This window comes from Pseudomonas sp. CFBP13509 (genome assembly GCF_005233485.1).
GTDB classification, from domain to species: domain Bacteria; phylum Pseudomonadota; class Gammaproteobacteria; order Pseudomonadales; family Pseudomonadaceae; genus Aquipseudomonas; species Aquipseudomonas marginalis.
This window is the reverse complement of sequence record NZ_QGAA01000023.1, coordinates 54,642-77,501: the sequence shown is the minus strand read 5'-3', so window position 1 is coordinate 77,501 and position 22,860 is coordinate 54,642. Positions and strand designations below refer to the sequence as shown.

Here is a 22,860-nt window from a genome sequence, read left to right as displayed (position 1 = left end):
CCCCCGTGAGGCAGGCGGGTGATGGACCGCTCAGCCCTCGCGCAAAACCGTCAGCGGGCTGGCATTCAGCGCACGGCGCGTGCCGAACACCCCGGCACCGCCGATCAATGCGGCGCCGATCACAGGCAGCAGCAACAGCCAGGGGTGCGGTTGCCAGGCCAGGTCGAAGGCATAGCGGTACAGCACCCACGTCACCAACTCGGTACCCAGTGCCGCCAGCAAGCCGCTGACTGCGCCCAGCAAGCCAAACTCGATGCGCCGCGCCTTGACCAGCAGCTTGCGCTCCGCGCCCAGTGCCCGGAGCAGTGCACCTTGGCGAATACGCTCATCCAAGGTGGCTTGCAGGCCGGAGAACAGCACCGCCATCCCAGCGGCCAGCACAAACAACAACACGTACTCCACCGCCAGTGTCACTTGGGCGAGGATGCTGCGCAGTTGCTCCAGCAGCGCCTCGACCTGCAGGATGGTCACCGCCGGGAAGGCGCGGGACAGATCAACGATCTGCTGATCATGCCCTGGCGCGAGGTAGAAGCTGGTCAGGTAGGTGGCCGGCAGGTCCGTCAAGGTTCCCGGTTGGAAAATCATGAAGAAGTTCGGCTGGAAGTTATCCCAGTTGATGGTTCGCAGGCTGGCAACCCGCGCCTCACGGTTTTCCCCGGCGATGGTGAACACCAGGTGATCGTTCAACTTGAGCTTGAGGCTCTGCGCGACCTTGGCTTCTACCGAGACTCCGGGCATTCCATCGGGGGGTTGTTGCGACCACCATGAGCCTTCGGTCAGGGTATTGCCCGGCGGCAGGTCGGCGGCCCAGGTCAGGCTCAAGTCGCGTTGTACGGCGCGGTCACCGCTGGAGTCCTTGCTGACTATTTCCTGTACCGGCTCGCCATTGATACTGATCAACCGACCTGGCACGACCGGGTACAGCGGCGCGGATTGCGCCTGCACTTCCAGCAGGCGGGCACCAAAGGCGTCCTTATCGGCCGGCAGGATATTCAGGGCGAAATAGTTGGGGGCGTCCTTGGGCAGCTGGTTTTGCCAGGTGTCCAGCAATTCGCCACGCAGCAGGGCGATCAAGCCCATGGACAACAGGATCAGGCCGAACGCCAGGGACTGGCCCGCCGCCGCCAGTGGGTGGCGCAGCAATTGGCCCAGGCCCAGGCGCCACGGCAGGGACGCCCGGGCCAACAGACGTCGCAGGCTTTGCAACAGCAGCAGAAGCAAGCCCCCCAGAACCAGCGCGGCGACCACGCCGCCGCCCAGCAGGGCGAAGGTCAGCACCAGGTCGAGGCTCAGGCGCCACATGATCAGGCCCAGGGCGAACAACGCGGCGCCGTAGACCATCCAGGTGCTGGACGGGATAGGCAGCAGGTCGCGCCTCAGCACTCGCAGCGGCGGTACGCGACCGAGGGCGGCCAACGGTGGCAGCGCGAATCCCGCGAGAGCAACCAGCCCGGTGCCGATCCCGGCAATGGCCGGCAACAGTCCACCAGGCGGAACATCCGCCGGCAACAGGTCGTGCAGGAAATAGAACAGGCCAAACTGTGCCAGCCAACCGAGCAGGGCGCCGGCCAGGCTCGCCAGCAACCCCAGTACGCTCAATTGCAGGCTGAACAGCAACATGGCCTCGAGTCGCGATAACCCAAGGCAACGTAGCAACGCACTGGCGTCGAAACGGCGGGTGGCAAAGCGGTTGGCCGACAGGGCCACGGCGACGCCGGCCAACAGCACGGCCACCAGGCTGGCCATGTTCAGGTAGCGCTCGGCTTTGCCCAGGGCGCCGCCGATCTGCTGGTTGCCGTCCCGTGAATCCTGAAGACGCTGGTTGGCAGCGAGCCCCGGCTTGATCAGGTCACGATAGGTTTGCAGCGCGGTGCTGGCCTGCGGGCCACGCCACAACTCGCGGTAGCTGACGCGACTGCCTGGCTGGACTACGCCGGTGGCGTCCAGGTCCGCCAGGTTGATCATCACCCTGGGCGTCAGGCTATAGAAGTTGCCGGCGCGATCCGGCTCGTAGGTCAGTACGCGTGCCAGGCGCAAGGTCTTCATACCCACATCGATAGTGTCGCCGACGTTCAGGTCCAGTGCCGTCAGCAGCCGCGACTCGACCCAGGCTTCACCGGGTTTCGGCCCGCCGCCCGGGGTTTCGTCCCCAAAGGGGGCTGCTGCGCTCTTGAGTTGACCGCGTAGCGGATACTGCTCGTTGACCGCCTTGATGCTGGAGAGCTGGATACCATTATCGGTGGCAATGACGCTGGAAAACTCAACCACACGGGCGTGATCCAGGCCCAGTTCGGTCCCGGATCTGATTTGTTCGGGGCGTGCTGGTGAGCTGCCTTCGAGTACCAGGTCGGCGCCGAGGAACTCCGTGGCGCGCAACAGCATGGCGCCGTTGAGGCGGGCGCCGAAATAACCGATGGCGGTGCTGGCGGCCACGGCCACCAACAGGGCGAAGAACAACACACGCAATTCGCCGGCGCGGGCATCACGCAGTAATTGGCGCAGGGCAAGGCTGAACAGGCGCAACAGCGGCAAACGTGCCATCAAGGCTCCAGGGGGGCGACCATCAGGCCGGCTTCAAGGCGGATCAGGCGTCGGCAACGATGAGCCAGGCGCTCGTCATGGGTAACCAGCACCAGGGTCGTGCCGCTTTCTTTATTGAGCTCGAACAGCAGGTCGCTGATGCGCTCGCCGGTGTGGCTGTCGAGGTTGCCGGTAGGTTCATCGGCAAACAGCACGTCCGGTTCGGCGGCAAAGGCGCGGGCAATCGCCACCCGTTGCTGCTCGCCCCCGGAAAGCTGGCGTGGTGAGTGGGTCAGGCGTTGGCCGAGGCCCACGCGCTCCAGCAGGTGTCTGGCGCGTTCGCGGGCGTCCTTGCGGCCATCCAGCTCCAGCGGCAGCATGACGTTCTCCAGCGCATTGAGGCTGTCGAGCAGTTGGAACGACTGGAACACAAAGCCCACGTGTTCGGCACGGATGCGCGCGCGCTGGTCTTCGTCGAGGGTGCTGAGCGCCTGGCCGGCGAGGGTGACTTCACCGCTGCTGGGCAGGTCGAGGCCGGCGAGCAGACCGAGGAGGGTGGATTTACCGGAACCGGAGCTGCCGACGATAGCCAGGCTATCGCCCTTGTTCAGTTCCAGGCTCAGTTCGTGCAGGATAGTCAGTTCACCTTCCGCGCTGGGAACCACTTTGCTGAGGTTCCGCGCGGTGAGAATGCTTGCGCCCATGGAGAATCCGATGCGAATGTGGTTTTTGAGTGCTGGCCTGGCCTTGATGTGCATGGCCCAGAACGCAGCGGCGGGTACAGTCCTGATCGTTGGCGATAGTATCAGTGCCGGTTTCGGCCTGGATACCAGCAAAGGGTGGGTCGCATTGCTGCAGCAACGGCTCAAGAAGGAAGGTTTCGACGATAAAGTGGTCAATGCCTCCATCAGCGGCGACACCAGTGCCGGAGGCCTCGCGCGCCTGCCGGCGGCGCTCGCAGCGCATAAGCCGGACGTGGTGGTGATCGAATTGGGTGGTAACGACGGCTTGCGCGGGCAGCCGCCGGCGCAATTGCAACAAAATCTTGCGTCGATGATCGAGCAGTCCCAGGCCAGCGGTGCGAAGGTACTGTTGCTGGGCATGCAGATTCCGCCCAATTACGGGAAGCGCTATGTCGATGCATTCGCCAAGGTATTCAATGACGTCGCAACGGCTAAAAAGGTGCCGTTGGTGCCATTTTTCCTGGAGGGTATCGGTGGCAACCCGGCGTTGATGCAGGCTGATGGACTGCACCCGGCTGTCGGCGCCCAGGGCAAATTGCTGGAAAATGTCTGGCCGACGCTAAAACCGCTGCTATGACGCTTTTCTACCGGCAGGCTTTCGGCTAAGGTGGCGCCCCCCCGATCTGGAGCCCCCGATGTCGCGTCCTGCCTGGTCCCTGTTTAACTACCAACTGATCGAGCCGGACGAGCAGCTGGATCTGTTCGCCTGCCAGGAAGTGCGGGTGCATCTGGTGACGCGTCAATTGGAACTGGGCGGCTCCATCGATCGCACCCTGTGCGGTACGTTATTGCCGGCGCAGCCGCGTTGGTCCCTGGTCGACCGTTCGATTTTCCAGGACCAGCGCCTGTGCCCTTTGTGCCGGGCGATCCTGGAGTCGCAGAAGCGTGGCACGCCGCCAATCTGGCCCGAGTTGCGTTTCGAGTTGTAGGGGGCAGCTAGAAGTCCGCTTCACGTATACAATCGATTTTTACCTACCCGTCGTTCTGCGAAGGATTTTCCGGATGTTGTCGCGCCTTTCCGTCGTCACCTGCTGCCTGTCTCTTGCTGCCTTGTGTGCGGCCGGTCCTGCCGCCGCCTTGCAGTTGCCCCTGCCGCCACCCGGCGAAGACATCGTCGGGCAGGTCCAGGTGATCAAGGCCAAGTACGAAGACACCTTTGCCGACCTGGGTACCACCTACGACCTGGGCTATTCGGAAATGGTCGCGGCCAATCCGGGCGTCGATGCCTGGTTGCCGGGGGCGGGGACCGAGATCGTCCTGCCGACACGCTTCATCCTGCCGCCGGGCCCCCGTGAGGGCATCGTGATCAACCTGGCGGAATACCGGCTCTACTACTTCCCCAAGGGGCAGGATGTGGTCTACACCTTCCCGCTTGGGATTGGCCGTGAAGGCTGGGGCTCGCCCATTGCGCACACCAGCATCATCGCCAAGACGCCGAATCCGACCTGGACGCCGCCGGCCTCGATCAAGGCCGAGCACGCCGCCAACGGCGACCCGTTGCCCAATGTGGTGCCGGCCGGCCCGGACAATCCCCTGGGGCCGTTCAAGTTCACCCTGGGGACGCCGGGTTACCTCATCCACGGTTCCAACATGAAGTTCGGCATCGGTACCCGTACCAGCCACGGTTGCTTCCGCATGTTCAACAACAACGTACTGGAAATGGCCGGCATGGTCCCGGTGGGGACGTCGGTGCGCATCATCAACGATGCCTACAAGTTCGGCAGCAGCGGCGGCAAGGTCTATCTCGAGGCGCATACGCCCTTGAACGACGATGGCACGCCGTCGGTGGTCGATAAGCACACAGCGGTGATCAATGCCTTGCTCAAGCGTGAAGACCTGGCCAATAACCTGCGGGTGAACTGGGATCAGGTGCGTGATGTCGTCGCGGCCGAAGATGGCCTGCCCACCGAGATCGGTGTGCCAGGTGGTGCACCGATAGCTTTCAGCGCGCCGATCGACCTGCAGCAATAAGCGTCCGGTCCGCTGCTGAGCCCGCCACGGCCTTGCGCTGCGGCGGGCTTTTTATTGCGCGGGGTTCTGGGCTGAATCGCAGGCAATAAAAAGCCGATCCAAGAATGGATCGGCTTGATAACAATCCCGAGGGATTATTACTTGCGGCTAGCTTTCTCAAGCATACGCAGAGCGCGCTCGTTAGCTTCGTCAGCAGTCTGTTGTGCTTTTTGGGCAGCAGCCAGAGCTTCATCAGCTTTACGGTAGGCTTCGTCTGCACGGGCCTGGGAGCGAGCTGCTGCGTCTTCAGTTGCAGTCAGACGAGCTTCGGTTTCTTTGGAGACGCTGCTGCAACCGGTAGCCAGAACTGCGGCCAGAGCCAGAGCAGAGAATTTCAGAACGTTGTTCATCGTGTTCCCCTTCAAGGACTTTCTATTAAATGGCTACTTTCTCAGAGTGAGCTAATAGCCGGCGTACATACTACCCATTACTTGTAGTAAGTAAACTGACGTAGCGCAAGAAGCAAAAAAAATTCTTGTGCCGAATCTATTTTGGCTAATCTTTTGGACATTCGTATAAAAACCGTACAGTTTTTTGCAGTCTGATGGAGATTGGATCCAGGCTGAGAAGGCCGGCCCGCATGTGTTAAGCCTTGTAAATAGATGAAATTTTATATATCGAGGCTGACACTTTCGTTTGGCTGGCCTTTACCACGCCCCGCATCTTTTGTGCATGTAGAGGTGACTTTAAGAGCGTCTGTTCGTCTCAAGGTTCAACTGCCGGCAATGTTCAGGCCTTCGATCACCGGTTGATCGAGGCCCTTTCTATATCCGCCAGCGGCAGGGATGACGGGCGCGCCTTGAGCAATTACAGGATTGGTGCCTACTATTCCCTACGTGCTGGTTGTGAGCGCTCAAGGTTTTCTCGTTGTCGAAACCGGCACGGGGTGGCGTAGATGTTCCTTCGCCGGAAAAACATCGGTAAGGTAGGGGTCAGAATCCAAGACCCGCGAGGAGTAGTGATGAGCGAGGCGTTGTCCATCCACCATGACCAGGCTGGTCATCAGTTCGAGACCAATGTGGACGGTCATCGTGCCTATCTGACCTATATGGACCTCGGGAAGCAGACCCTGGACATCTATCGGACCTTCGTGCCCAACGCACTGCGCGGCCGTGGCATTGCAGCTGCGTTGACCGAGGAAGCGTTGAAGTTTGCCGAAGAGCAAGGCTACACGGTGATCCCGTCATGCTCTTATGTCGAACGCTACATGGAGCGCCACCAGCGCCATGCCGCGAAGCTATAACGCACAACATAAAACGCAGCATGAAAAACGCCGGGCTCAGCCCGGCGTTTTTGTGTGCGCATCTTTCAAATACAGGTTCAGCTGCGTTTGCGTTTCGGCAATACGTCCTTGAGCTTGGCGTGCATGCTGCGCAGGGTGTTCTCGGTGGCGGACCAGTCGATGCAGGCATCGGTGATCGACACGCCGTACTGCAAGTCGGCCAGGTCCTTTGGAATCGCCTGGCAGCCCCAGTTCAGGTGGCTCTCGACCATCAGGCCGATAATCGACTGGTTGCCTTCGAGGATCTGGTTGGCGACGTTTTCCATCACCAGCGGCTGCAGCGCCGGGTCCTTGTTGGAGTTGGCGTGGCTGCAGTCGACCATGATGTTCGGCTTGATCCTGGCCTTGTTCAGCGCCTGCTCGCAGAGCGCAACGCTGACCGAGTCATAGTTGGGCTTGCCATTGCCGCCGCGCAACACCACGTGACCGTAGGCATTGCCCTTGGTGGTGACGATGGAGACGCCGCCTTCCTGGTTGATACCCAGGAAACGGTGAGGACTGGAGACCGATTGCAGCGCGTTGATCGCCACGGTCAGGCCGCCGTCGGTGCCGTTCTTGAAGCCTACGGCCGAAGACAGGCCGGATGCCATTTCGCGGTGGGTCTGCGACTCGGTGGTGCGCGCGCCGATGGCCGACCAGCTGATCAGGTCCTGCAGGTACTGCGGGGAGATCGGGTCGAGGGCTTCGGTGGCGGTGGGCAGGCCCATTTCGGCCAGGTCCAGCAGCAATTTACGACCGATGTGCAAACCGTCCTGGATCTTGAACGAGTCGTCCAGGTACGGGTCGTTGATCAAGCCTTTCCAGCCCACGGTGGTACGCGGCTTCTCGAAATACACGCGCATCACCAGGTACAAGGTGTCGGACACTTCTGCCGCCAGCACTTTGAGGCGCTCGGCGTATTCGTGGGCAGCCTTGAGGTCGTGGATCGAGCAAGGCCCGATCACGACGAAGAGGCGGTGGTCGGTGCCATCGAGAATGTCACGGATGACTTCGCGGCCTTTGGTGACGGTCTGCAGGGCAGCGTCGCTCAGAGGGATTTCGCGCTTGAGCTGATCGGGTGTGATCAGGGTCTCGTTGGATTCGACGTTTAGGTCATTGATCGGTAAATCAGCCATCGTGTTACTCGCCAGGGTCACGGGTGCCGGCCGCCAGCCATCCCCGTGCGGCGGGCACAGCATGATTTGAATGCAGGGGGGAGGAACCTTAGCGCGTAACACGGGCCCGCGACAATGGGCAAAGCCCGCTTTAATCCAGCGCTGGCCGCACAAACGTCTCATGGGCGAACTCGCCGGCATGGCGCGCCACCCACTCACGGGCCAGGGCTTCGAGTTGCTGCGGGGTCGGCTCGGCATCTTCGTGCTGGCGGCAGTAGCGCTCTATCCGGCATGCTTGCTCACCCATTCGCGCACCGAACAACGCATGTTCATCGGTAAACGAAATGCCCACGCGGTAGCCGTTTTCCACCTTGCGACACCACGCCACATACCCCGGATATCGGGCCGTGGCGCCCAGGGAGGGAATGTGCAGGTCAACGGCCGTGCCCTGGCGCCATGCGCGGGGCCAATTGCAGGCAACGCCGCCCAGGCCGATAGTGTGCAGGCGTTGGCGGGGGATGGCGGGAGAGGGGCGTTGGATTAACTCGACAGCGACATCATCAGGGTGAGGTAAAAAACGACCCATGTACACGGACTCCGAGCACCGTCCAGTTGACGGCGGTGGCAGCAGTATAGTGAAGGAACTGGAATTGACCGACCTGGATATTGACCAGCAATTGCTGGGATTGCCAGGTATTTCGCTGGTGGTGTTCACCAGCGTGGGGTGTTCCAGTTGCCGTTGGGCACGCCAGCAGTTGCCGGGCTGGCGTTTGCCGGTGGACCGCGTGTGCTGGGTGGATGCCGGGCACAATGGCGGTGCGGTCGAACGCTACCAGATCTTTCATTTGCCGGCGTTGTTCGTGGTGTGCGAGGGTCAGTTCCTCGGGCAAATACAGACACGTCTTACGCTTTCTGACCTGACCGAAACCATTGACCAAGCACTTAGCCGCACTCCGGAGGAACTGCCATGACAGTACAGTCGCCACGTATCGGCATTATCGGCACCGGCGCCATCGGTGGCTTCTATGGCGTGATGCTGGCACGCGCGGGCTTCGACGTGCACTTCCTGCTGCGCAGCGAATACGCGGCGGTCAGCGAGCACGGCCTGCGCGTCAATAGCAGTGTGCATGGCAACCTGCAACTGCGCCCGGTGCAGGCCTACGCCCATGCCGCGGACATGCCGCCGTGCGATTGGTTGCTGGTGGGCACCAAGTCCACCGGCAATGTCGAGCTGGCCCCGACCCTCGCCCAGGTCGCGGCGCCGGACGCCAAGGTGGTGTTGCTGCAAAACGGCCTGGATGTCGAAGACAGTCTGCGTGAACACCTGCCGCCATCCCTGCATCTACTGGGCGGGCTGTGCTACATCGGCGTACACCGCTCCGCGCCTGGCGTCGTCGAGCATCAGGCGTTGGGCCGGGTCAACCTGGGCTACCACAGCGGCATGGCCGCCAACGATGAGGCCCGCCAGAAGGCTATTGTCGAAGCCGGTGCCGCGTTGTTTCATAAGGCCGGCATCGAGTCCCAGGCCATGGCCAATGTGCATCAGGCCCGCTGGCACAAGCTGGTGTGGAACGTGCCTTACAATGGCCTCTCCGTACTGTTGGGAACGGGTACCACGGCAATGATGGCGGACGAATCCAGCCGCGAGCTGATCCAGGCGCTGATGGCCGAAGTGGTGCAGGGCGCCCATGCCTGCGGCCATGAAATCCCCGCCAGTTACGCCGAGCAGATGTTCGCCATGACGGAAACCATGGACGATTACCTGCCCAGCATGTACCACGACCATATACATAAACGCCCGCTGGAACTGGCGGCGATCTATGGGCGACCGCTTGCTGCCGCCAAGGCCGCGGGTTGCGAATTGCCACGAATGCAGGCGCTGTACCAGGCCTTGAGCTTTATTGATCGGCATAACCGCTGATTCGGGGGACGTACCATGGCAAAGGGATTGGGCGACAAACTGGTGCTGGCGATTTCCTCGCGGGCACTGTTCGACCTGAGCGACAGCCACAAGGTCTACCTGGCCCAAGGGGTGGAGGCCTACCGTAAATACCAGATCGAACACGAGGAAGAGATCCTCGAGCCCGGTGACGCCTTTCCGCTGGTCAAGAAGCTGCTGAGCCTCAATGCCAGCCTGGGCCGTGCTCGGGTCGAGGTGGTACTGGTATCGCGCAACAGTGCCGACACCGGCTTGCGCGTGTTCAACTCCATCCAGCATTACGGCCTGGATATTTCCCGCGCAGCCTTTGTCGGTGGGCGTAGTCCTTATCCCTATTTGGCGGCGTTTGGCTGTCACCTGTTTCTTTCCACCCATGCTGAAGATGTACGCAGTGCCCTCGATGCCGGCTTTGCCGCCGCGACGATTCTGTCGGGCGGTCCGCGCCGGGCGTCCAGCGAAGAGCTGCGGATTGCCTTTGACGGTGACGCGGTGCTGTTCTCCGATGAATCGGAGCGCGTGTACCAGGCCGGCGGGCTGGAGGCGTTCCAGGCCAGCGAGCGCGAGTCGGCACGCCAGCCTTTGCACGGTGGCCCCTTCAAGGGTTTCCTGGCGGCACTCAACTTGTTGCAGCGTGAGTTTCCAGACGAGGCCTGCCCGATCCGCACAGCCTTGGTCACCGCCCGTTCGGCGCCTTCCCACGAGCGGGTGATCCGGACCTTGCGTGAGTGGGACATCCGCCTGGATGAGTCACTGTTTCTCGGCGGCCTGGAAAAGTCCGCATTCCTGGAGGCGTTTGCCGCGGATGTGTTTTTCGATGACCAGGCCGGTCACTGCGAGAAAGCCAGGGAGGTGGTGGCCACCGGGCATGTGCCCCATGGCATCAGTAACGAGGTGAGGATTCAGGCCGAGACTTAGGGGCGCTGCTAAGCTCATTCAATCTCCTCCATCCTGGCCGTCCGGGAGGTTTTATGATTCGTTCGATGCTGTACGCCACGGACCTTGGTCTGTACGCGCCGTATGTGATGCAACATGCACTGGCGCTGGCGCGGACGTTCAAGGCTGACCTGGATGTGATTCATGTGGTCGAGCCCATCGGGTTGTTCGCCGAATCGGTGTTGCAGAGCTACCTTGATGAGAAGGCCTTGAGTGAATGGCAGAGCCAGGGGCTGAGCACTGTCATGGCGACCATCGAGCAGCGGGTGCTGGACAGTTTTCGCGAAGAGTTGGGGGACGGGGGGCAAGACCTGGAACTGATTCGCTCGGTACGGGTGATCCAGGGCGACCCGTGCGAAGTGATACTCGAGCAGTTGCGCAAACTGTCCGTAGACCTGTTGGTCGTCGGCAGCCACAGCCATGCCACGGCGGCCGCCACACCGCTTGGGCGTACCGCCGCACGGGTGCTGCAGTTGTCTAGCGTGCCGGTTTACCTGGTGCCTGCGTTACAGCGTCGACGCAGTGATGACGTGTGATGGGTAAAAAACGATAAAAAGTTCTAGATTTATCCGTCAAACCTTTAATATAGTTATATACCGTCGCTGATACCCGTGGCGTCTATCTGCTTTGAGGGACACATATGAAGCTTCAACAACTGCGCTACATCTGGGAAGTGGCGCACCACGACCTCAACGTTTCCGCTACCGCTCAAAGCCTTTACACCTCCCAACCCGGTATCAGCAAGCAGATCCGCCTGCTCGAAGACGAGCTGGGCGTCGAAGTGTTCGCGCGCAGCGGCAAGCACCTCACCCGTGTCACCCCGGCCGGTGAACGCATCATCACTACCGCCGGCGAGATCCTGCGCAAAGTCGAGAGCATCAAGCAGATCGCCCAGGAATTCTCCAACGAGAAGAAAGGCACCTTGTCGATTGCCACGACCCACACCCAGGCGCGTTACGCATTGCCGCCGGTGATCCGCGATTTCATCAAGCAATACCCGGACGTGGCGCTGCACATGCATCAAGGCTCGCCGATGCAGATCGCCGAGATGGCCGCCGATGGCACCGTCGACTTTGCCATCGCCACTGAAGCCCTGGAGCTGTTCGGTGACCTGGTGATGATGCCGTGCTACCGCTGGAACCGTTGCGTCGTCGTGCCCCAGGGCCACCCATTGGCCAAGTTGCCGAAGCTGACCCTGGAAGCCCTGGCCGAATACCCGATCGTCACCTACGTCTTCGGTTTCACCGGCCGCTCCAAGCTCGACGAAGCCTTCAGCCATCGTGGCCTCACGCCGAAAGTGGTGTTCACCGCCGCCGACGCCGACGTCATCAAGACCTATGTGCGCCTGGGCCTGGGCGTGGGCATCGTCGCCAAGATGGCCGTCGATACCAACCTCGATAAAGACCTGGTGGTGCTGGATGCCAGCGAGCTGTTTGAGTCCAGTGTGACCAAGATCGGCTTCCGCCGTGGCACCTTCCTGCGGGGCTTCATGTGCGACTTTATCGAGAAGTTCGCCCCGCACCTGACCCGCGAAGTCATGGCCAAGGCGATCCAGTGCCACAACAAGCAGGAACTGGAAGAGCTGTTCGACGGCGTGGAATTGCCCGTCCATTAAGGGGGTTATTTGGCCTCGGTAACCGTAAAGTGTTGCCGGGCGCCTGCCACCAGAATCTCCACCTCATCACCTTCGTACTTGCCCAGCAGGCTTTTGCCCAAGGGTGAACGCGGGGTGATGACGGTCACCGGTTGCCCGACCACGTCCACCTTCAAACCCGCCGCATCCGGTGCCAGGAACAGCCACTGCTGGCGGCCGTTCTCGTCTTCCAGGCCCAGCAATGTGCCGACTTCTATGCCACGTTGATCATCGTACGCACGCAGTGGCAGGTTCTGGCACAGCGCCAGCGCCTGCTTGATTTCCTCGACGCGCCTGGCTTGCCCGGCTGCCAGGTAAGACGCCTCCAGTCCGAGGGTGTCGTATTTGTTTTCGGCGATATTTTCTTCGTGGGTCGCGGTTTCGTAGGCGGTCTGCGCGGCGCGCTGGGCGATGTCGAGGTCGACCGTGAGTTTTTCCAGGATCAACTGGTGAACGGCGTGTTTATTCATGGTCATCAATCGCAGAATTGCAGGACATTGGCCCGGGTCTTTTCATTCGGTGCGTTCTGGTCCTGCTGCAGCCAGAACTGGCATTTTGGGTTGGACAGGTTGCGTGCGTTATTGCGGGCCTGGTCCAGGGCCTGCTGTTGTTCCTGCTTCTGCAGGTTCTGTTGGTACTGCTCGAACATACGGTTCGGCGGCTCCGGCGCAACCGCTGCAGGTTTGCCCAGTTGCTGAACGGCCTGGGCTACAGGCGCCAGGCTCTGCGGGAACAGATAGCGCGACGCCAGCCAACTGGTCAGCGCAATGGCGATAAATCCCAGCCACAGCCCCAGGGCAACGGCGAGCGTGAGCTTGGGCAGCGACATAGGCGCGCTAGAGGACATGATGAGCTCCTTGAAGGACAACGTAGGTACCGTCTTATCCACCCCCACGCAAATCCGGGGGTGTTGATGGCGATTGTCGCACAGCCACTGTGCAGAATAATCGCGATCAAGCCTTCTGCATTGGCGCATTTATGCGGACAATCGAGCCTTTGAGCGTTGGAGCGCGGAATGAAAGCCCGCTGGGATATTTTTTGCAGCGTCGTCGATAACTATGGCGACATCGGCGTGACCTGGCGCCTGGCCCGGCAATTGGTGGCGGAGCAGGGCTGCGAGGTGCGCTTGTGGGTCGACGACCTGCGCGCCTTCGAGCGTATGTGTCCGGAGATTGATGTGCGCCTGGACCAGCAATGGCAAGAGGGTGTCGATGTGCGCCATTGGCCGGCCGTGTGGTCGAGCGCCCCGGCAGCCGATGTGGTGATCGCCGCCTTCGCCTGCCAGTTGCCGCCTGACTACATGGAAGCCATGGCCGCGCGTGAACGCACGCCGTTGTGGATGAACCTGGATTACCTCAGTGCCGAAGACTGGGTAGTGGGGTGCCATCGGTTGCCGTCGGTGAAGTTCAAGGGTGTGCAGAAGTACTTCTTTTTTCCGGGTTTCCGACCCGGCACCGGGGGGCTGTTACGCGAGGCAGGGTTGCTGGAGCAGCGTCAGGCGTTTCAGCAGGATGCCGCTGCGCAGCGGCAATTCCTGCAAGCCTTGGGTGTGTTTCCGGCAGCTGGTGCGCGGCTGATCTCGTTGTTCGCCTACGAAAACGCCGGGCTGGCCAGTTGGCTGGATGCACTTTCGACCGACGGGCACACCACTCATCTCTTGGTGCCGGAAGGGCGCATCCTCGGTGATGTACAGCATTGGCTCGGTGTCGAAGGCCTGGCGGTGGGGGACGTCCATCAACGCAACGCCCTGACCGTGCAGGTGCTGCCGTTTGTGCGCCAGGAGCAATATGACCGCCTGCTGTGGTGTTGCGACTTCAACGCCGTGCGCGGCGAAGACTCGTTCGTGCGCGCCCAATGGGCCGGGCGGCCGCTGCTGTGGCACATCTATCGCCAGGACGAAGACATCCACCTGGACAAGCTCGACGCCTTCCTGGACCTGTACACCGCCGCGCTGTCACCGGCCGCAAAGGCTGCCCTGGTCGAGCTCTGGCAAGCCTGGAACACTGATGGCGATATGGCACAAGCGTGGAAAATGCTGCTGGCGCACTGGCCTGAGTTAAGCCAGCACGCGCAGACGTGGTGTCTGGAACAAGGCTTGCAGGCCGATCTTGCGACGGCGCTGGTACAGTTTTATGAAAGTTGGATATGATACGCGACCTTGATTTTTGTAATCCCATCCAAATTTCGGATATACGCAATGAAAACTGGTAAAGAACTGAAACCCGGTACAGTGATCCGTCTCGAAAACGACCCTTGGCTGGTTCAGAAAGCTGAGTTCACCAAGTCTGGTCGTAACAGCGCAATCATGAAGACCAAGCTGAAGAACCTGCTGACCGGTTACAAGACCGAGATCGTCTACAGCGCCGATGACAAACTGGACGACGTGATCCTCGACCGCAAGGAAGCGACCCTGTCCTTCATCAGCGGCGACACCTACACGTTCATGGACACCACCGACTACACCATGTACGAGCTGAACGCTGAAGATATCGAAGCTGTTCTGCCGTTCATCGAAGAAGGCATGGAAGACGTCTGCGAAGCTATTTTCTTCGAAGAGCGCCTGGTTTCCGTAGAGCTGCCGACCACTATCGTGCGTAAGGTTGCCTACACCGAAGGTTCCGCTCGCGGTGACACTTCGGGCAAAGTAATGAAGCCTGCCAAGCTGAGCAACGGTACCGAACTGCAAGTAGCCGATTTCATCGAAATCGACGACCTGATCGAGATCGACACCCGCGAAGGTGGTTCGTACAAAGGTCGCGCCAAGAAGTAATTCTGGCCCCGCCGATACGAAAAAAGCCCGACCTAGCGTCGGGCTTTTTCGTGGGCGCTGCTTTTTTACTTCAGGTGTTGCTTGAGCTCGTCGGATGCCTGCAGCAAGGCCGAACGCACCGCTGGTACCTGGCTGACCACATTGAGCAAGCCGTAGTCGTGGATCATGCCGTTGTAGCGCACGGCCGTCACTGGAACCCCGGCCTGGTCCAGCTTGCGCGCATAGGCTTCGCCTTCGTCACGCAACACGTCGGCACCGGCGGTCTGAATCAGCGCGGGCGGCAAGCCCTTGAGCTGATCCGCGGTCGCCCGCAGCGGCGAGGCGTAGATCTCGGCGCGCTGATTGGCGTCGGTGGTGTAGTTGTCCCAGAACCACTTCATCATGTTCCTGGTGAGGAAGTGCCCTTCGGCGTACTGGTTGTAGGACGCCGTCTCGAAGTTGGCATCGGTCACCGGCCATAAAAGCAGTTGGAACTTGATCGCAGGTGTGCCCTTGTCCTTGGCCATCAGGCTGACGACGGCTGCCATATTGCCGCCGACACTATTACCCGCGACCGCCAGGCGTTTGCCGTCGACGTTGATGTCCTTGCCATGCTCGGCGACCCACTTGGTTGCGCCGTAGGCTTGGTTGATCGCCACCGGATAGCGGGCTTCCGGTGAAGGCGTGTAGTTGACGAAGACCGCCACGGCCCCCGAACCCACCACCAGATCGCGCACCAGGCGCTCGTGAGTCGGGTAATCCCCCAACACCCAGCCGCCGCCGTGGAAGAACATGAACACCGGCAATGTGCCCTTGACCCCGGCTGGTCGCACGATGGTCAGGTCCAGCGGCTGGCCATCGACCTGAATGGTCTTCTGGCTCACGTCCGCCTTGGGCAGGGTCAACTTCACACCGGCCTGGGCACCCGTCAGTACGGCACGGGCTTGTGTGGGTGTCAGTTGTTCCATCGGTTTGCCAGTGCCGGCGTTCAACACATCCAGGAAGGCCTGGGTACTGTGTTCAACGTCGCCATTGGCGGCAAACGCGTGAGTGACGGACAGGGCGAGCAGGCTGCCGGTCAGCACGTTGGCAAATGTGTTCATGTTCTTCTCCAGTGACAGCGGCAGTGGTTAGACGGTTACGTGCAGGCGCACATCGACGTTGCCACGGGTGGCGTTGGAGTACGGGCAGACTTGGTGCGCAGCGTCGACCAGGCTTTGCGCATCGTCCTCGGCCAGGCCTGGCAGGCTGACGTGCAGGTCGATATCCAGGCCGAAACCGCCAGGGATCTGGCCGATGCCGACGTGGGCAGTGATCGAGGCATCATCCGGGATTTTGCGTTTGGTCTGGCTGGCGACGAATTTCAGGGCGCCGATAAAGCAGGCCGAGTAACCGGCGGCAAACAGTTGTTCCGGGTTGGTGGCCTGGCCGCCGGCGCCGCCCAATTCCTTGGGGGTGGAGAGTTTGACGTCGAGGATATTGTCGCTGGAAACAGCGCGACCATCACGGCCGCCGGTGGCGGTGGCTACTGCGGTATAGAGCGTTTGCATGGTGTCGTCCTCTTGGTTTTTAGCGCTAAAGTTTTGCGCGCTAAGTAGTTGGTGAGGTAAATGTATAGCGCTAATGTTTAGCGCGCAAGATAAATGTATAAATATTTTTCAGTCGCTGCAAACCAATGTGGGAGGGGGCTCGTTCCCGATAGCGGTGTTTCAGTCAAAAGATTCGTCGACTGATAAACCGTCATCGGGAGCAAGCCTCCTCCCACAGGTTGAGTGTTTTGCCGTGTTCAGATCGCGTTCTGCAGGTTGCCCCGCAACGCAAGCAAGTCAGCCTGCAGCTTGCGCAATTGGTCCAGCTCCAAACCGCTGGCGCCGAGAATGCACTGTGGAATACCCATGGCCTTTTCCTGCAAGGCGCGCCCGGCGCCGGTCAGTTCCACCACCACCACGCGCTCATCTTCACGGCTGCGGGTGCGGCTGAGCAGGCCTTCGGCTTCCAGGCGCTTGAGCAGTGGTGTCAGGGAGCCCGGGTCGGTCAGCAGGCGGCTGCTGATTTCTCCGACGGTCAAACCATCTTCTTCCCACAGCACCATCATGGCCAGATACTGCGGGTAGGTCAGGCCGAGGGCTTGCAGCAGCGGTTTGTAGACCTTGGTCATCAGCAGCGACGTGGAGTACAGGGCGAAACACAGTTGGTTGTCCAGCAACAGGGATTCGCACGGGGCGGGATTTTTGCTCATGGTGGTGCCTCAAAAAAGCGTGTCTGCCTGGAATCTAGCGGGCAAATCTTTAATGCGCCAGATAATTTTGTGCGGGTGGTCAGACCAGTCCGCTTTGCAGGGCCAGATCCCAAGGCGGCACGGGGCTGAATCGGGACTTGAGGTATTCCAGCAGCAACCGGCTGCGCGCATTGGGCTGCTGTTCCAGGCGCAGTGCATAGATCCCGGTGGTCTCCGGGTTGGGCAGGCCGTCTTGGCAAAACAGCGGCAGTAACTCGCCGCGCACCAGGTACTCACTGGCCAGCCAGGTGGGGAGGTGGGCGATCCCCAGCCCGGCGAGGGCGCCCGATAACAACGCTTCAGCGTTGTTGGCGCTCATGCGGATGCGCCGCGGGCGATGCGTTGCACGTCGCCCGTCCAACTCGAAGCGCCACGCGAACATCGGCGCCAGGCCGTCCCAGTCCAGGCCGTCATGCTCGCTCAATTCGCGAGGGTGGGCCGGGGTGCCACGGCTTTTCAGGTAGGCCGGACTGGCGCAGGCGATGCGCACGATACTGGCCAGGGGCGTGGCGATCAGCCGTGTATCGACGATATGCCCGGCGCGCAGCACCAGGTCGACCTTGCCCAGATGCGCGCCCTGCATATCGACAAAGCTGTCGATCAGATGCAGGTGCACATCCAGCCCCGGGTACACATTCAGAAAGTCGGCGATCACGGGTGCCAGATGCCGTCGACCAAACGCTGCCGGTGCGTCCACGCGGATCAAGCCTTCGGGGGCATGGCTCAAGGAGACCGCTTCCGCCCGCGCCAGTTGCAGCTCGCTGACAATCCGTCGTGCCCGCTCGGCGAAGGCCAGGCCCGCCGGGGTCGGCACCACCGCGTGAGTGCTGCGCTGGAACAGGCGGCTGCCCACGGAGCTTTCCAGGCTGTCGATGCGCCGCGCCACCGCCGAAGGGGTCAGCGGATGGCGACGGGCTGCGGCAGAAAAGCTGCCGGTTTCCAGTACATCGAGAAACAGGCTCAGTTGATCGGTCAGCGTGTTGGGATTCATCGATGCGCGCTTATGCGAGATTGGCACAGCCATTGTGCGTTGCTGTGCGTTTCCGCGCCAGGGTCGACTGCGTAGCATGCAGGGCCTGGGAATGTGGAGTAGCGAGCGGTGTTGGATTTAGCGGTTTACCTGGTATTGGGCGTGGCCCTCGGCACGGTCGGTGGCCTGTTTGGTATTGGCGGTGGGCTGATTGCGATCCCGGTCCTCGGCGTATGGTTCGGCCTGGACCAACAACTTGCCCAAGGCACGGCGCTGGTGATGGTGGTGCCCAACGTGATGCTCGCCCTGTGGCGTTACCACCAGCGCAATCGCATCGAACTGCGCCACGCCCTGCCGTTGGGCATCATGGGCTTCAGCTTTGCCTGGCTCGGCTCGATCTGGGCCGTGGGGCTGGACGCAGGCGCCATGCGCATCGGCTTTATCGTGTTCCTGCTGACGCTTTCGGCTTACAACCTGCTGCGCATGTTCACGCGAAATGCACCGCCGACGGCACACATGCGTTATGCCTGGCCCTGGCTTGGCGTGTTGGGCGCGGCGTCCGGTTCCATGGGCGGTTTGTTTGGGGTGGGCGGCGCGGTGGTGGCCACGCCGGTACTGACCAGTGTGTTCGGCACCACCCAGGTGGTCGCCCAGGGCTTGTCCCTGGCCTTGGCCCTGCCCAGTACCGGGGTGACCCTGGTCACCTATGCCTGGCACCACGAAGTGGACTGGCTGATCGGCATCCCCCTGGCCGTCGGTGGCCTGCTCAGTATCAGTTGGGGCGTGAAAGTCGCCCACGCCCTGCCGGAAAGGCTGTTGCGCGGCCTGTTCTGCGGCTTCCTGGTGCTGTGTGCGGTAATGCTGACCTTTAAAGTCTGAAGCCTTCGAGAATGTACTCGGCCAGGCAATCGGTGATCGGTGAGGCCATCAGGGGGTTACGCAGCAAACGCAGGTTCATTGACGGCAAGAGCGGTAACCCTTCCTCGCTGCCGAGTATGCGCAGGTCTGCAGTCACCAGGCTTTCCATGCTGACCATGGCCGCCAAGCCCGCGCTGACGACTGCCTGGATCGCCGCCCCATTGGTGCTGTGATAGGCAAGGCGATAACTGCGCTCGACCGAATCCAGTGCCCCAAGGGCCCACTGGGTATAAAGGCAGTCAGCACCGGAAATCGCCAGGGGCAGGGCGTCGTGCTCGTCTACGCAAAAGCACGGTGCTGCGGCCCATACCATGCGTTCGGAACGCAACAGCTCCCCGACATCATTCCCGGGCTCTCGGCTGATCACGGTCAGGGCCAGGTCCCGGCGCTGCATCAGCACGGTGGACGCCTCGCAGTGCATCTCAATCTGGATCAGCGGGTATGCCTTGGAAAACCGCTGGAGAATCCCCGGCAGGAAGCGCATCACGTAGTCATCCGGTGTACCGATGCGTACCAGCCCCACCATATGCGGCTCGCGCAGGGTGTTGAAGACTTCGCTGTGCAATTTCAAGATACGCCGCGCATAGCCCAGCAGCACTTGGCCCTCGGGGGTAAGCCGCACTTGCCGGCCATCGCGCTCGAACAGTTTGCGCTGCAGCACGTCTTCTTCCAGGCGCTTCATCTGCATGCTCACCGCCGATTGGGTGCGGTTGACCCGTTCACCGGCGCGGGTGAAACCGCCTTGGTCGGCGATGGCGACGAAAGTGCGCAGTACCTCAGTGTCGATGCTCGGGTAGCCGGACAATTGATCAATCTCCGAGATGTATTGCATAAGAAACATTCGTTGGATTGATCTTAAGGCCAGGCACACACTCGCGTCATCCCCATTGGAGGGCGAGAAGATGAAAGGTCAAAGAGGCTTTGTGTTGATGGCAAAACGTCCGTTTTCCGGGCTGTTTCACAGGATTGCCCGTTGGCAGGCGCTGCATGGGGAGCGTCAGGTCCTGGCCAGCTTGAGCGATGATGCGCTCAAGGACATCGGGCTCAATCGCGGCGACGTTGAGCAGGATCGCCATCTGCATTTCTGGCAAGACCCGCTGCGAAAATGACGCCGGATGCAGTAGGGTGGTTGGCGAGCCCACATGGAGAACCTCATGGCCGCCGACCTGTCTTTTTCCCTCAAGCAAGCTCGGCGCATGGCGCTGGCGGCCCAGGGATTTTCCGGGCGCCAGGCGCCCGTACTGATAAAAGCTGCGCACATCAACCGCGTGATCGAGCGCTTGGGCGTGTTGCAGATTGACTCGGTCAATGCGCTGGTGCGCTCTCATTACTTGCCGCTGTTTTCCCGCCTGGGCGGTTACTCGCCGTTGATGCTTGAACAGGCGGCCTGGAGCCAGGGCCGGCGGCGTTCGCTGTTTGAGTACTGGGGGCACGAGGCCTCGTTGCTGCCGATGGCGCTATATCCCTTGATGCGTTGGCGTATGGAGCGAGCGCAGCAGGGGCGGGGCATCTATTCGCAGATGGCGCGCTTCGGTCGTGAACAACAGGCCACGATCCAGCGCGTTTTGCAGACTGTCGAACAGCAGGGCGCGCTGGGCGCGGGCAGTTTGTCGACCCGCGAAGAGCGAGCCGGACCCTGGTGGGACTGGAGCGATGAAAAGCATGCGCTTGAATGGCTGTTCGCCGCCGGCCTGGTTACCGTTGCCGGCAGGCGTGGCTTCGAGCGGCTCTATGACTTGCCCGAGCGCGTCATCCCTGGCGATATCCTCCAGCAGGCGCCGTTGACCGAGGCCGAGGCCCAGCGTGGCCTGTTGCTGCACAGCGCCACCGCCTTAGGTGTAGGCACCGAAAAAGACCTGCGCGACTACTTCCGTCTTGACCCCGCCGACAGTCGCAGTCGCCTGGCGGAATTGGTCGAGGACGGGCAATTGCAGGTGTGCCAGGTGCAAGGCTGGAAGCAGGCAGCCTACTGCCTGCCCGAGCCCAAAATGCCACGCAAGGTGTCGGCCAGCGCACTGCTGTCGCCCTTCGACTCGCTGGTCTGGGAGCGCAGCCGCACCGAGCGCCTGTTCGATTTCCGCTACCGCCTGGAGATCTACACCCCGCAACACAAGCGGGTGTACGGCTACTACGTGCTGCCGTTTTTGCACAACGAGCGGATCGCTGCACGTATCGACCTGCGGGCCGAACGCGCCAACGGGCGCCTGGCCGTGCATGGGGTGCACGAAGAGGAGTCGGGGCTGGATGATGAGGGGATGCAGGCGCTGGCCCTGAACCTGCGGCAAATGGCCGACTGGCTGGGGCTGGAACATATCCAGCTCAATTGCCAGCGGCCGAGTGCCGACCGGTTGCGGGCTGCGATGATCAGCGTTTGACCTGCTTCAATGTCTCGGCAATCAGGAATGCCAACTCCAGAGACTGATCAGCGTTCATCCGCGGGTCGCAATGGGTGTGATAGCGGTCCGACAAGCCATCTTCGGTGATCGGCCGTGCGCCGCCGATGCACTCGGTGACGTTCTGCCCGGTCATTTCGATATGAATCCCGCCGGCATAGGTGCCCTCGGCCTGGTGCACCTGGAAGAACTCCTTGACCTCGCCGAGGATCTGCGCAAAGTCGCGGGTCTTGTAGCCGCTGCTGGCCTTGATGGTGTTGCCGTGCATCGGGTCGGAGCTCCACAGCACCTGCTTGCCTTCGCGCTGCACCGCGCGAATCAGCTTGGGCAGGTGGTCGCCGACTTTGCCTGCACCCATGCGCGCGATCAGGTTGAGGCGGCCGGGGTCGTTGTCGGGGTTGAGGATGTCGATCAGGCGGATCAGGTCGTCCGGGTTCATGCTCGGGCCGACCTTCACGCCGATCGGGTTGTTCACCCCGCGCAGGAATTCGACATGGGCGCCATCCAACTGACGGGTGCGGTCGCCGATCCACAGCATGTGGGCCGAGCAGTCGTAGTAGTCGTTGGTCAGGCTGTCGCGGCGCACGAAGGCTTGTTCGTAGTTGAGCAGCAGCGCTTCATGGGCGGTGAAGAAGCTGGTTTCGCGCAACTGCGGCGAGCTGTCCATGCCGCAGGCGCGCATGAAGGCCAGGGTTTCGTCGATGCGGTCGGCCAACTGGCTGTATTTTTCCGCCAGGGCGGAGTTGGCGATAAAGTCCAGGTTCCACTTGTGCACCTGGTGCAGGTCGGCAAAACCGCCCTGGGCAAAGGCGCGCAGCAGGTTGAGGGTGGCGGTGGACTGGTGGTAGGACTGCAGCAGGCGGTCCGGGTCCGGCACGCGGCTTTTTTCGTCGAAACCAATGCCGTTGACGATGTCGCCACGGTAGGCGGGCAGGGTGATGCCGTCGAGGGTCTCATCGTTGGCCGAGCGCGGCTTGGCGAACTGGCCGGCCATGCGCCCGACTTTCACCACCGGGCAGCCGGCGGCGAAGGTCATCACGATGGCCATCTGCAGCAGCACCTTGAAGGTGTCGCGGATTTTTGCGGCGGAGAACTCGGCAAAGCTCTCGGCGCAGTCGCCACCTTGCAGCAGGAACGCGCGACCCTGGGTCACCTCGGCAAACTGACGGCGCAACTCGCGGGCTTCCCCGGCAAACACCAGCGGCGGATAGCTGGCCAGGCTCTGCTCCACTTGCAACAAGTGCGCAGCGTCCGGGTACTGGGGTTGTTGCTGGATTGGCAGGGCGCGCCAGCTGTCGGGGCTCCAGGGTTGGCTCATCATGAACTCGATTGGGTGGTTGACGGTCGGGCGCCAATGTTATCAGCAATTAGTGCGTGACCTGTTGCCGCCGGTTGGCC

Annotated in this window: 27 protein-coding genes; 14 read left to right on the top strand and 13 right to left on the bottom strand. The window is 61.5% G+C overall.

The window, feature by feature from the left end; translation table 11 throughout:
• Window positions 1-30 precede the first annotated feature (30 nt).
• Both PspCFBP13509_RS27650 and PspCFBP13509_RS27645 read right to left on the bottom strand, forming a co-directional pair.
• Window positions 31-2,541 carry an ABC transporter permease gene (locus tag PspCFBP13509_RS27650; RefSeq protein ID WP_065924427.1) on the bottom strand — a complete coding sequence of 837 codons (2,511 nt, stop codon included), beginning with the start codon at window positions 2,539-2,541 and terminating at the stop codon, window positions 31-33.
• Window positions 2,541-3,224, bottom strand: a complete 684-nt coding sequence (locus tag PspCFBP13509_RS27645; protein ID WP_005786391.1) for an ABC transporter ATP-binding protein — start codon at window positions 3,222-3,224, stop codon at window positions 2,541-2,543. The genes PspCFBP13509_RS27650 and PspCFBP13509_RS27645 overlap by 1 nt, the downstream gene beginning before the upstream one ends.
• A 10-nt stretch (window positions 3,225-3,234) precedes the next feature.
• Between PspCFBP13509_RS27645 and PspCFBP13509_RS27640 the strand changes: the two genes are divergently transcribed.
• The 3 genes from PspCFBP13509_RS27640 (at window position 3,235) to PspCFBP13509_RS27630 (ending at window position 5,234) form a co-directional block, all read left to right on the top strand.
• A complete protein-coding gene (locus PspCFBP13509_RS27640; RefSeq protein WP_027606974.1) occupies window positions 3,235-3,840 on the top strand; it encodes an arylesterase in 606 nt (201 codons plus the stop codon).
• 58 nt (window positions 3,841-3,898) lie between these two features.
• The gene (locus tag PspCFBP13509_RS27635) at window positions 3,899-4,192 is read left to right on the top strand and encodes a hypothetical protein (RefSeq protein ID WP_003172705.1); all 294 of its coding nucleotides are present in this window, start codon (window positions 3,899-3,901) and stop codon (window positions 4,190-4,192) included.
• A gap of 73 nt (window positions 4,193-4,265) precedes the next feature.
• Complete coding sequence (locus tag PspCFBP13509_RS27630; protein WP_137212972.1) at window positions 4,266-5,234, top strand: L,D-transpeptidase family protein; 969 nt, start codon at window positions 4,266-4,268, stop codon at window positions 5,232-5,234.
• Window positions 5,235-5,371: 137 nt separating this feature from the next.
• Here the strand turns inward: PspCFBP13509_RS27630 and oprI are convergent, their stop codons facing one another.
• Complete coding sequence (gene oprI / locus PspCFBP13509_RS27625) at window positions 5,372-5,623, bottom strand: outer membrane lipoprotei OprI (RefSeq protein WP_003172710.1); 252 nt, start codon at window positions 5,621-5,623, stop codon at window positions 5,372-5,374.
• A 611-nt stretch (window positions 5,624-6,234) separates the two neighbouring features.
• Between oprI and PspCFBP13509_RS27620 the strand changes: the two genes are divergently transcribed.
• Complete coding sequence (locus tag PspCFBP13509_RS27620) at window positions 6,235-6,516, top strand: GNAT family N-acetyltransferase (RefSeq protein WP_027606976.1); 282 nt, start codon at window positions 6,235-6,237, stop codon at window positions 6,514-6,516.
• Between the two features lie 77 nt (window positions 6,517-6,593).
• Here PspCFBP13509_RS27620 and PspCFBP13509_RS27615 read toward each other — a convergent pair whose 3' ends face one another.
• Together PspCFBP13509_RS27615 and PspCFBP13509_RS27610 are read right to left on the bottom strand one after the other, a co-directional pair.
• Window positions 6,594-7,670 carry a 3-deoxy-7-phosphoheptulonate synthase gene (locus PspCFBP13509_RS27615; protein WP_027606977.1) on the bottom strand — a complete coding sequence of 359 codons (1,077 nt, stop codon included), beginning with the start codon at window positions 7,668-7,670 and terminating at the stop codon, window positions 6,594-6,596.
• 130 nt (window positions 7,671-7,800) lie between these two features.
• Entirely contained in the window at window positions 7,801-8,235 is a 435-nt protein-coding gene (locus PspCFBP13509_RS27610) for a PilZ domain-containing protein (RefSeq protein ID WP_065924429.1), read from the bottom strand.
• On the opposite strand from PspCFBP13509_RS27610, the gene PspCFBP13509_RS27605 reads away from it, so the two are divergent.
• The 5 genes from PspCFBP13509_RS27605 (at window position 8,234) to cysB (ending at window position 12,136) form a co-directional block, all read left to right on the top strand.
• On the top strand, window positions 8,234-8,620 hold the full coding sequence (locus PspCFBP13509_RS27605) for a thioredoxin family protein (protein ID WP_027606979.1): 387 nt from the start codon (window positions 8,234-8,236) through the stop codon (window positions 8,618-8,620). The two genes, PspCFBP13509_RS27610 and PspCFBP13509_RS27605, sit on opposite strands and share 2 nt — an antisense overlap.
• On the top strand, window positions 8,617-9,570 hold the full coding sequence (locus tag PspCFBP13509_RS27600; protein ID WP_065947245.1) for a putative 2-dehydropantoate 2-reductase: 954 nt from the start codon (window positions 8,617-8,619) through the stop codon (window positions 9,568-9,570). Before PspCFBP13509_RS27605 ends, PspCFBP13509_RS27600 begins: the two co-directional genes overlap by 4 nt.
• A gap of 15 nt (window positions 9,571-9,585) precedes the next feature.
• Complete coding sequence (locus tag PspCFBP13509_RS27595; protein ID WP_027606981.1) at window positions 9,586-10,503, top strand: 5'-nucleotidase; 918 nt, start codon at window positions 9,586-9,588, stop codon at window positions 10,501-10,503.
• Window positions 10,504-10,556: 53 nt separating this feature from the next.
• The gene (locus tag PspCFBP13509_RS27590) at window positions 10,557-11,057 is read left to right on the top strand and encodes a universal stress protein (protein ID WP_065924431.1); all 501 of its coding nucleotides are present in this window, start codon (window positions 10,557-10,559) and stop codon (window positions 11,055-11,057) included.
• Between the two features lie 104 nt (window positions 11,058-11,161).
• A complete protein-coding gene (gene cysB, locus PspCFBP13509_RS27585) occupies window positions 11,162-12,136 on the top strand; it encodes an HTH-type transcriptional regulator CysB (protein WP_003189876.1) in 975 nt (324 codons plus the stop codon).
• A 5-nt stretch (window positions 12,137-12,141) separates the two neighbouring features.
• On the opposite strand, the gene PspCFBP13509_RS27580 is transcribed toward cysB, so the two are convergent.
• Together PspCFBP13509_RS27580 and PspCFBP13509_RS27575 are read right to left on the bottom strand one after the other, a co-directional pair.
• On the bottom strand, window positions 12,142-12,624 hold the full coding sequence (locus tag PspCFBP13509_RS27580) for a GreA/GreB family elongation factor (RefSeq protein WP_065924547.1): 483 nt from the start codon (window positions 12,622-12,624) through the stop codon (window positions 12,142-12,144).
• A gap of 5 nt (window positions 12,625-12,629) precedes the next feature.
• Window positions 12,630-13,001 carry a hypothetical protein gene (locus tag PspCFBP13509_RS27575; protein ID WP_065947246.1) on the bottom strand — a complete coding sequence of 124 codons (372 nt, stop codon included), beginning with the start codon at window positions 12,999-13,001 and terminating at the stop codon, window positions 12,630-12,632.
• Window positions 13,002-13,169: 168 nt separating this feature from the next.
• Between PspCFBP13509_RS27575 and earP the strand changes: the two genes are divergently transcribed.
• Together earP and PspCFBP13509_RS27565 are read left to right on the top strand one after the other, a co-directional pair.
• Entirely contained in the window at window positions 13,170-14,303 is a 1,134-nt protein-coding gene (earP, locus tag PspCFBP13509_RS27570) for an elongation factor P maturation arginine rhamnosyltransferase EarP (protein WP_065924433.1), read from the top strand.
• 48 nt (window positions 14,304-14,351) lie between these two features.
• Window positions 14,352-14,924: an elongation factor P gene (locus PspCFBP13509_RS27565; RefSeq protein WP_003172723.1), complete on the top strand. Its 573-nt coding sequence runs from the start codon at window positions 14,352-14,354 to the stop codon at window positions 14,922-14,924.
• Window positions 14,925-14,989: 65 nt separating this feature from the next.
• On the opposite strand, the gene PspCFBP13509_RS27560 is transcribed toward PspCFBP13509_RS27565, so the two are convergent.
• The 4 genes from PspCFBP13509_RS27560 to PspCFBP13509_RS27545 form a co-directional block, all read right to left on the bottom strand.
• A complete protein-coding gene (locus PspCFBP13509_RS27560) occupies window positions 14,990-16,006 on the bottom strand; it encodes an alpha/beta hydrolase (protein ID WP_074844657.1) in 1,017 nt (338 codons plus the stop codon).
• Window positions 16,007-16,033: 27 nt separating this feature from the next.
• Window positions 16,034-16,453, bottom strand: coding sequence for an organic hydroperoxide resistance protein (locus PspCFBP13509_RS27555; protein WP_027606987.1), 420 nt, complete (start codon window positions 16,451-16,453; stop codon window positions 16,034-16,036).
• A 236-nt stretch (window positions 16,454-16,689) separates the two neighbouring features.
• The gene (locus PspCFBP13509_RS27550) at window positions 16,690-17,142 is read right to left on the bottom strand and encodes a MarR family winged helix-turn-helix transcriptional regulator (protein WP_137212971.1); all 453 of its coding nucleotides are present in this window, start codon (window positions 17,140-17,142) and stop codon (window positions 16,690-16,692) included.
• 79 nt (window positions 17,143-17,221) lie between these two features.
• Window positions 17,222-18,172 (bottom strand): LysR family transcriptional regulator, encoded by a 951-nt coding sequence (locus tag PspCFBP13509_RS27545; RefSeq protein WP_065924436.1) that lies wholly within the window; start codon window positions 18,170-18,172, stop codon window positions 17,222-17,224.
• A gap of 108 nt (window positions 18,173-18,280) precedes the next feature.
• On the opposite strand from PspCFBP13509_RS27545, the gene PspCFBP13509_RS27540 reads away from it, so the two are divergent.
• Window positions 18,281-19,030, top strand: coding sequence for a sulfite exporter TauE/SafE family protein (locus PspCFBP13509_RS27540; protein WP_074844663.1), 750 nt, complete (start codon window positions 18,281-18,283; stop codon window positions 19,028-19,030).
• Here the strand turns inward: PspCFBP13509_RS27540 and PspCFBP13509_RS27535 are convergent.
• Window positions 19,020-19,901, bottom strand: a complete 882-nt coding sequence (locus PspCFBP13509_RS27535) for a LysR family transcriptional regulator (RefSeq protein WP_137212970.1) — start codon at window positions 19,899-19,901, stop codon at window positions 19,020-19,022. The genes PspCFBP13509_RS27540 and PspCFBP13509_RS27535 overlap by 11 nt on opposite strands.
• 70 nt (window positions 19,902-19,971) lie before the next feature.
• Here PspCFBP13509_RS27535 and PspCFBP13509_RS27530 point away from each other — a divergent pair, with 70 nt between their 5' ends.
• The gene (locus PspCFBP13509_RS27530) at window positions 19,972-20,178 is read left to right on the top strand and encodes a DUF1127 domain-containing protein (RefSeq protein ID WP_065924439.1); all 207 of its coding nucleotides are present in this window, start codon (window positions 19,972-19,974) and stop codon (window positions 20,176-20,178) included.
• A 45-nt stretch (window positions 20,179-20,223) separates the two neighbouring features.
• Complete coding sequence (locus PspCFBP13509_RS27525; RefSeq protein ID WP_074844666.1) at window positions 20,224-21,444, top strand: winged helix-turn-helix domain-containing protein; 1,221 nt, start codon at window positions 20,224-20,226, stop codon at window positions 21,442-21,444.
• Here the strand turns inward: PspCFBP13509_RS27525 and PspCFBP13509_RS27520 are convergent.
• Window positions 21,434-22,780: a class II 3-deoxy-7-phosphoheptulonate synthase gene (locus PspCFBP13509_RS27520; RefSeq protein ID WP_027606994.1), complete on the bottom strand. Its 1,347-nt coding sequence runs from the start codon at window positions 22,778-22,780 to the stop codon at window positions 21,434-21,436. The two genes, PspCFBP13509_RS27525 and PspCFBP13509_RS27520, sit on opposite strands and share 11 nt — an antisense overlap.
• Window positions 22,781-22,860: the final 80 nt, after the last annotated feature.

Coding starts and splice junctions, on each gene's coding strand:
- PspCFBP13509_RS27650 (WP_065924427.1), bottom strand. CDS start 2,541: ATGGCACGTTTGCCGCTGTTGCGCCTGTTCAGCCTTGCCCTGCGCCAA.
- PspCFBP13509_RS27645 (WP_005786391.1), bottom strand. CDS start 3,224: ATGGGCGCAAGCATTCTCACCGCGCGGAACCTCAGCAAAGTGGTTCCC.
- PspCFBP13509_RS27640 (WP_027606974.1), top strand. CDS start 3,235: ATGCGAATGTGGTTTTTGAGTGCTGGCCTGGCCTTGATGTGCATGGCC.
- PspCFBP13509_RS27635 (WP_003172705.1), top strand. CDS start 3,899: ATGTCGCGTCCTGCCTGGTCCCTGTTTAACTACCAACTGATCGAGCCG.
- PspCFBP13509_RS27630 (WP_137212972.1), top strand. CDS start 4,266: ATGTTGTCGCGCCTTTCCGTCGTCACCTGCTGCCTGTCTCTTGCTGCC.
- oprI (WP_003172710.1), bottom strand. CDS start 5,623: ATGAACAACGTTCTGAAATTCTCTGCTCTGGCTCTGGCCGCAGTTCTG.
- PspCFBP13509_RS27620 (WP_027606976.1), top strand. CDS start 6,235: ATGAGCGAGGCGTTGTCCATCCACCATGACCAGGCTGGTCATCAGTTC.
- PspCFBP13509_RS27615 (WP_027606977.1), bottom strand. CDS start 7,670: ATGGCTGATTTACCGATCAATGACCTAAACGTCGAATCCAACGAGACC.
- PspCFBP13509_RS27605 (WP_027606979.1), top strand. CDS start 8,234: ATGTACACGGACTCCGAGCACCGTCCAGTTGACGGCGGTGGCAGCAGT.
- PspCFBP13509_RS27610 (WP_065924429.1), bottom strand. CDS start 8,235: ATGGGTCGTTTTTTACCTCACCCTGATGATGTCGCTGTCGAGTTAATC.
- PspCFBP13509_RS27600 (WP_065947245.1), top strand. CDS start 8,617: ATGACAGTACAGTCGCCACGTATCGGCATTATCGGCACCGGCGCCATC.
- PspCFBP13509_RS27595 (WP_027606981.1), top strand. CDS start 9,586: ATGGCAAAGGGATTGGGCGACAAACTGGTGCTGGCGATTTCCTCGCGG.
- PspCFBP13509_RS27590 (WP_065924431.1), top strand. CDS start 10,557: ATGATTCGTTCGATGCTGTACGCCACGGACCTTGGTCTGTACGCGCCG.
- cysB (WP_003189876.1), top strand. CDS start 11,162: ATGAAGCTTCAACAACTGCGCTACATCTGGGAAGTGGCGCACCACGAC.
- PspCFBP13509_RS27580 (WP_065924547.1), bottom strand. CDS start 12,624: ATGAATAAACACGCCGTTCACCAGTTGATCCTGGAAAAACTCACGGTC.
- PspCFBP13509_RS27575 (WP_065947246.1), bottom strand. CDS start 13,001: ATGTCCTCTAGCGCGCCTATGTCGCTGCCCAAGCTCACGCTCGCCGTT.
- earP (WP_065924433.1), top strand. CDS start 13,170: ATGAAAGCCCGCTGGGATATTTTTTGCAGCGTCGTCGATAACTATGGC.
- PspCFBP13509_RS27565 (WP_003172723.1), top strand. CDS start 14,352: ATGAAAACTGGTAAAGAACTGAAACCCGGTACAGTGATCCGTCTCGAA.
- PspCFBP13509_RS27560 (WP_074844657.1), bottom strand. CDS start 16,006: ATGAACACATTTGCCAACGTGCTGACCGGCAGCCTGCTCGCCCTGTCC.
- PspCFBP13509_RS27555 (WP_027606987.1), bottom strand. CDS start 16,453: ATGCAAACGCTCTATACCGCAGTAGCCACCGCCACCGGCGGCCGTGAT.
- PspCFBP13509_RS27550 (WP_137212971.1), bottom strand. CDS start 17,142: ATGAGCAAAAATCCCGCCCCGTGCGAATCCCTGTTGCTGGACAACCAA.
- PspCFBP13509_RS27545 (WP_065924436.1), bottom strand. CDS start 18,172: ATGAATCCCAACACGCTGACCGATCAACTGAGCCTGTTTCTCGATGTA.
- PspCFBP13509_RS27535 (WP_137212970.1), bottom strand. CDS start 19,901: ATGCAATACATCTCGGAGATTGATCAATTGTCCGGCTACCCGAGCATC.
- PspCFBP13509_RS27530 (WP_065924439.1), top strand. CDS start 19,972: ATGAAAGGTCAAAGAGGCTTTGTGTTGATGGCAAAACGTCCGTTTTCC.
- PspCFBP13509_RS27525 (WP_074844666.1), top strand. CDS start 20,224: ATGGCCGCCGACCTGTCTTTTTCCCTCAAGCAAGCTCGGCGCATGGCG.
- PspCFBP13509_RS27520 (WP_027606994.1), bottom strand. CDS start 22,780: ATGAGCCAACCCTGGAGCCCCGACAGCTGGCGCGCCCTGCCAATCCAG.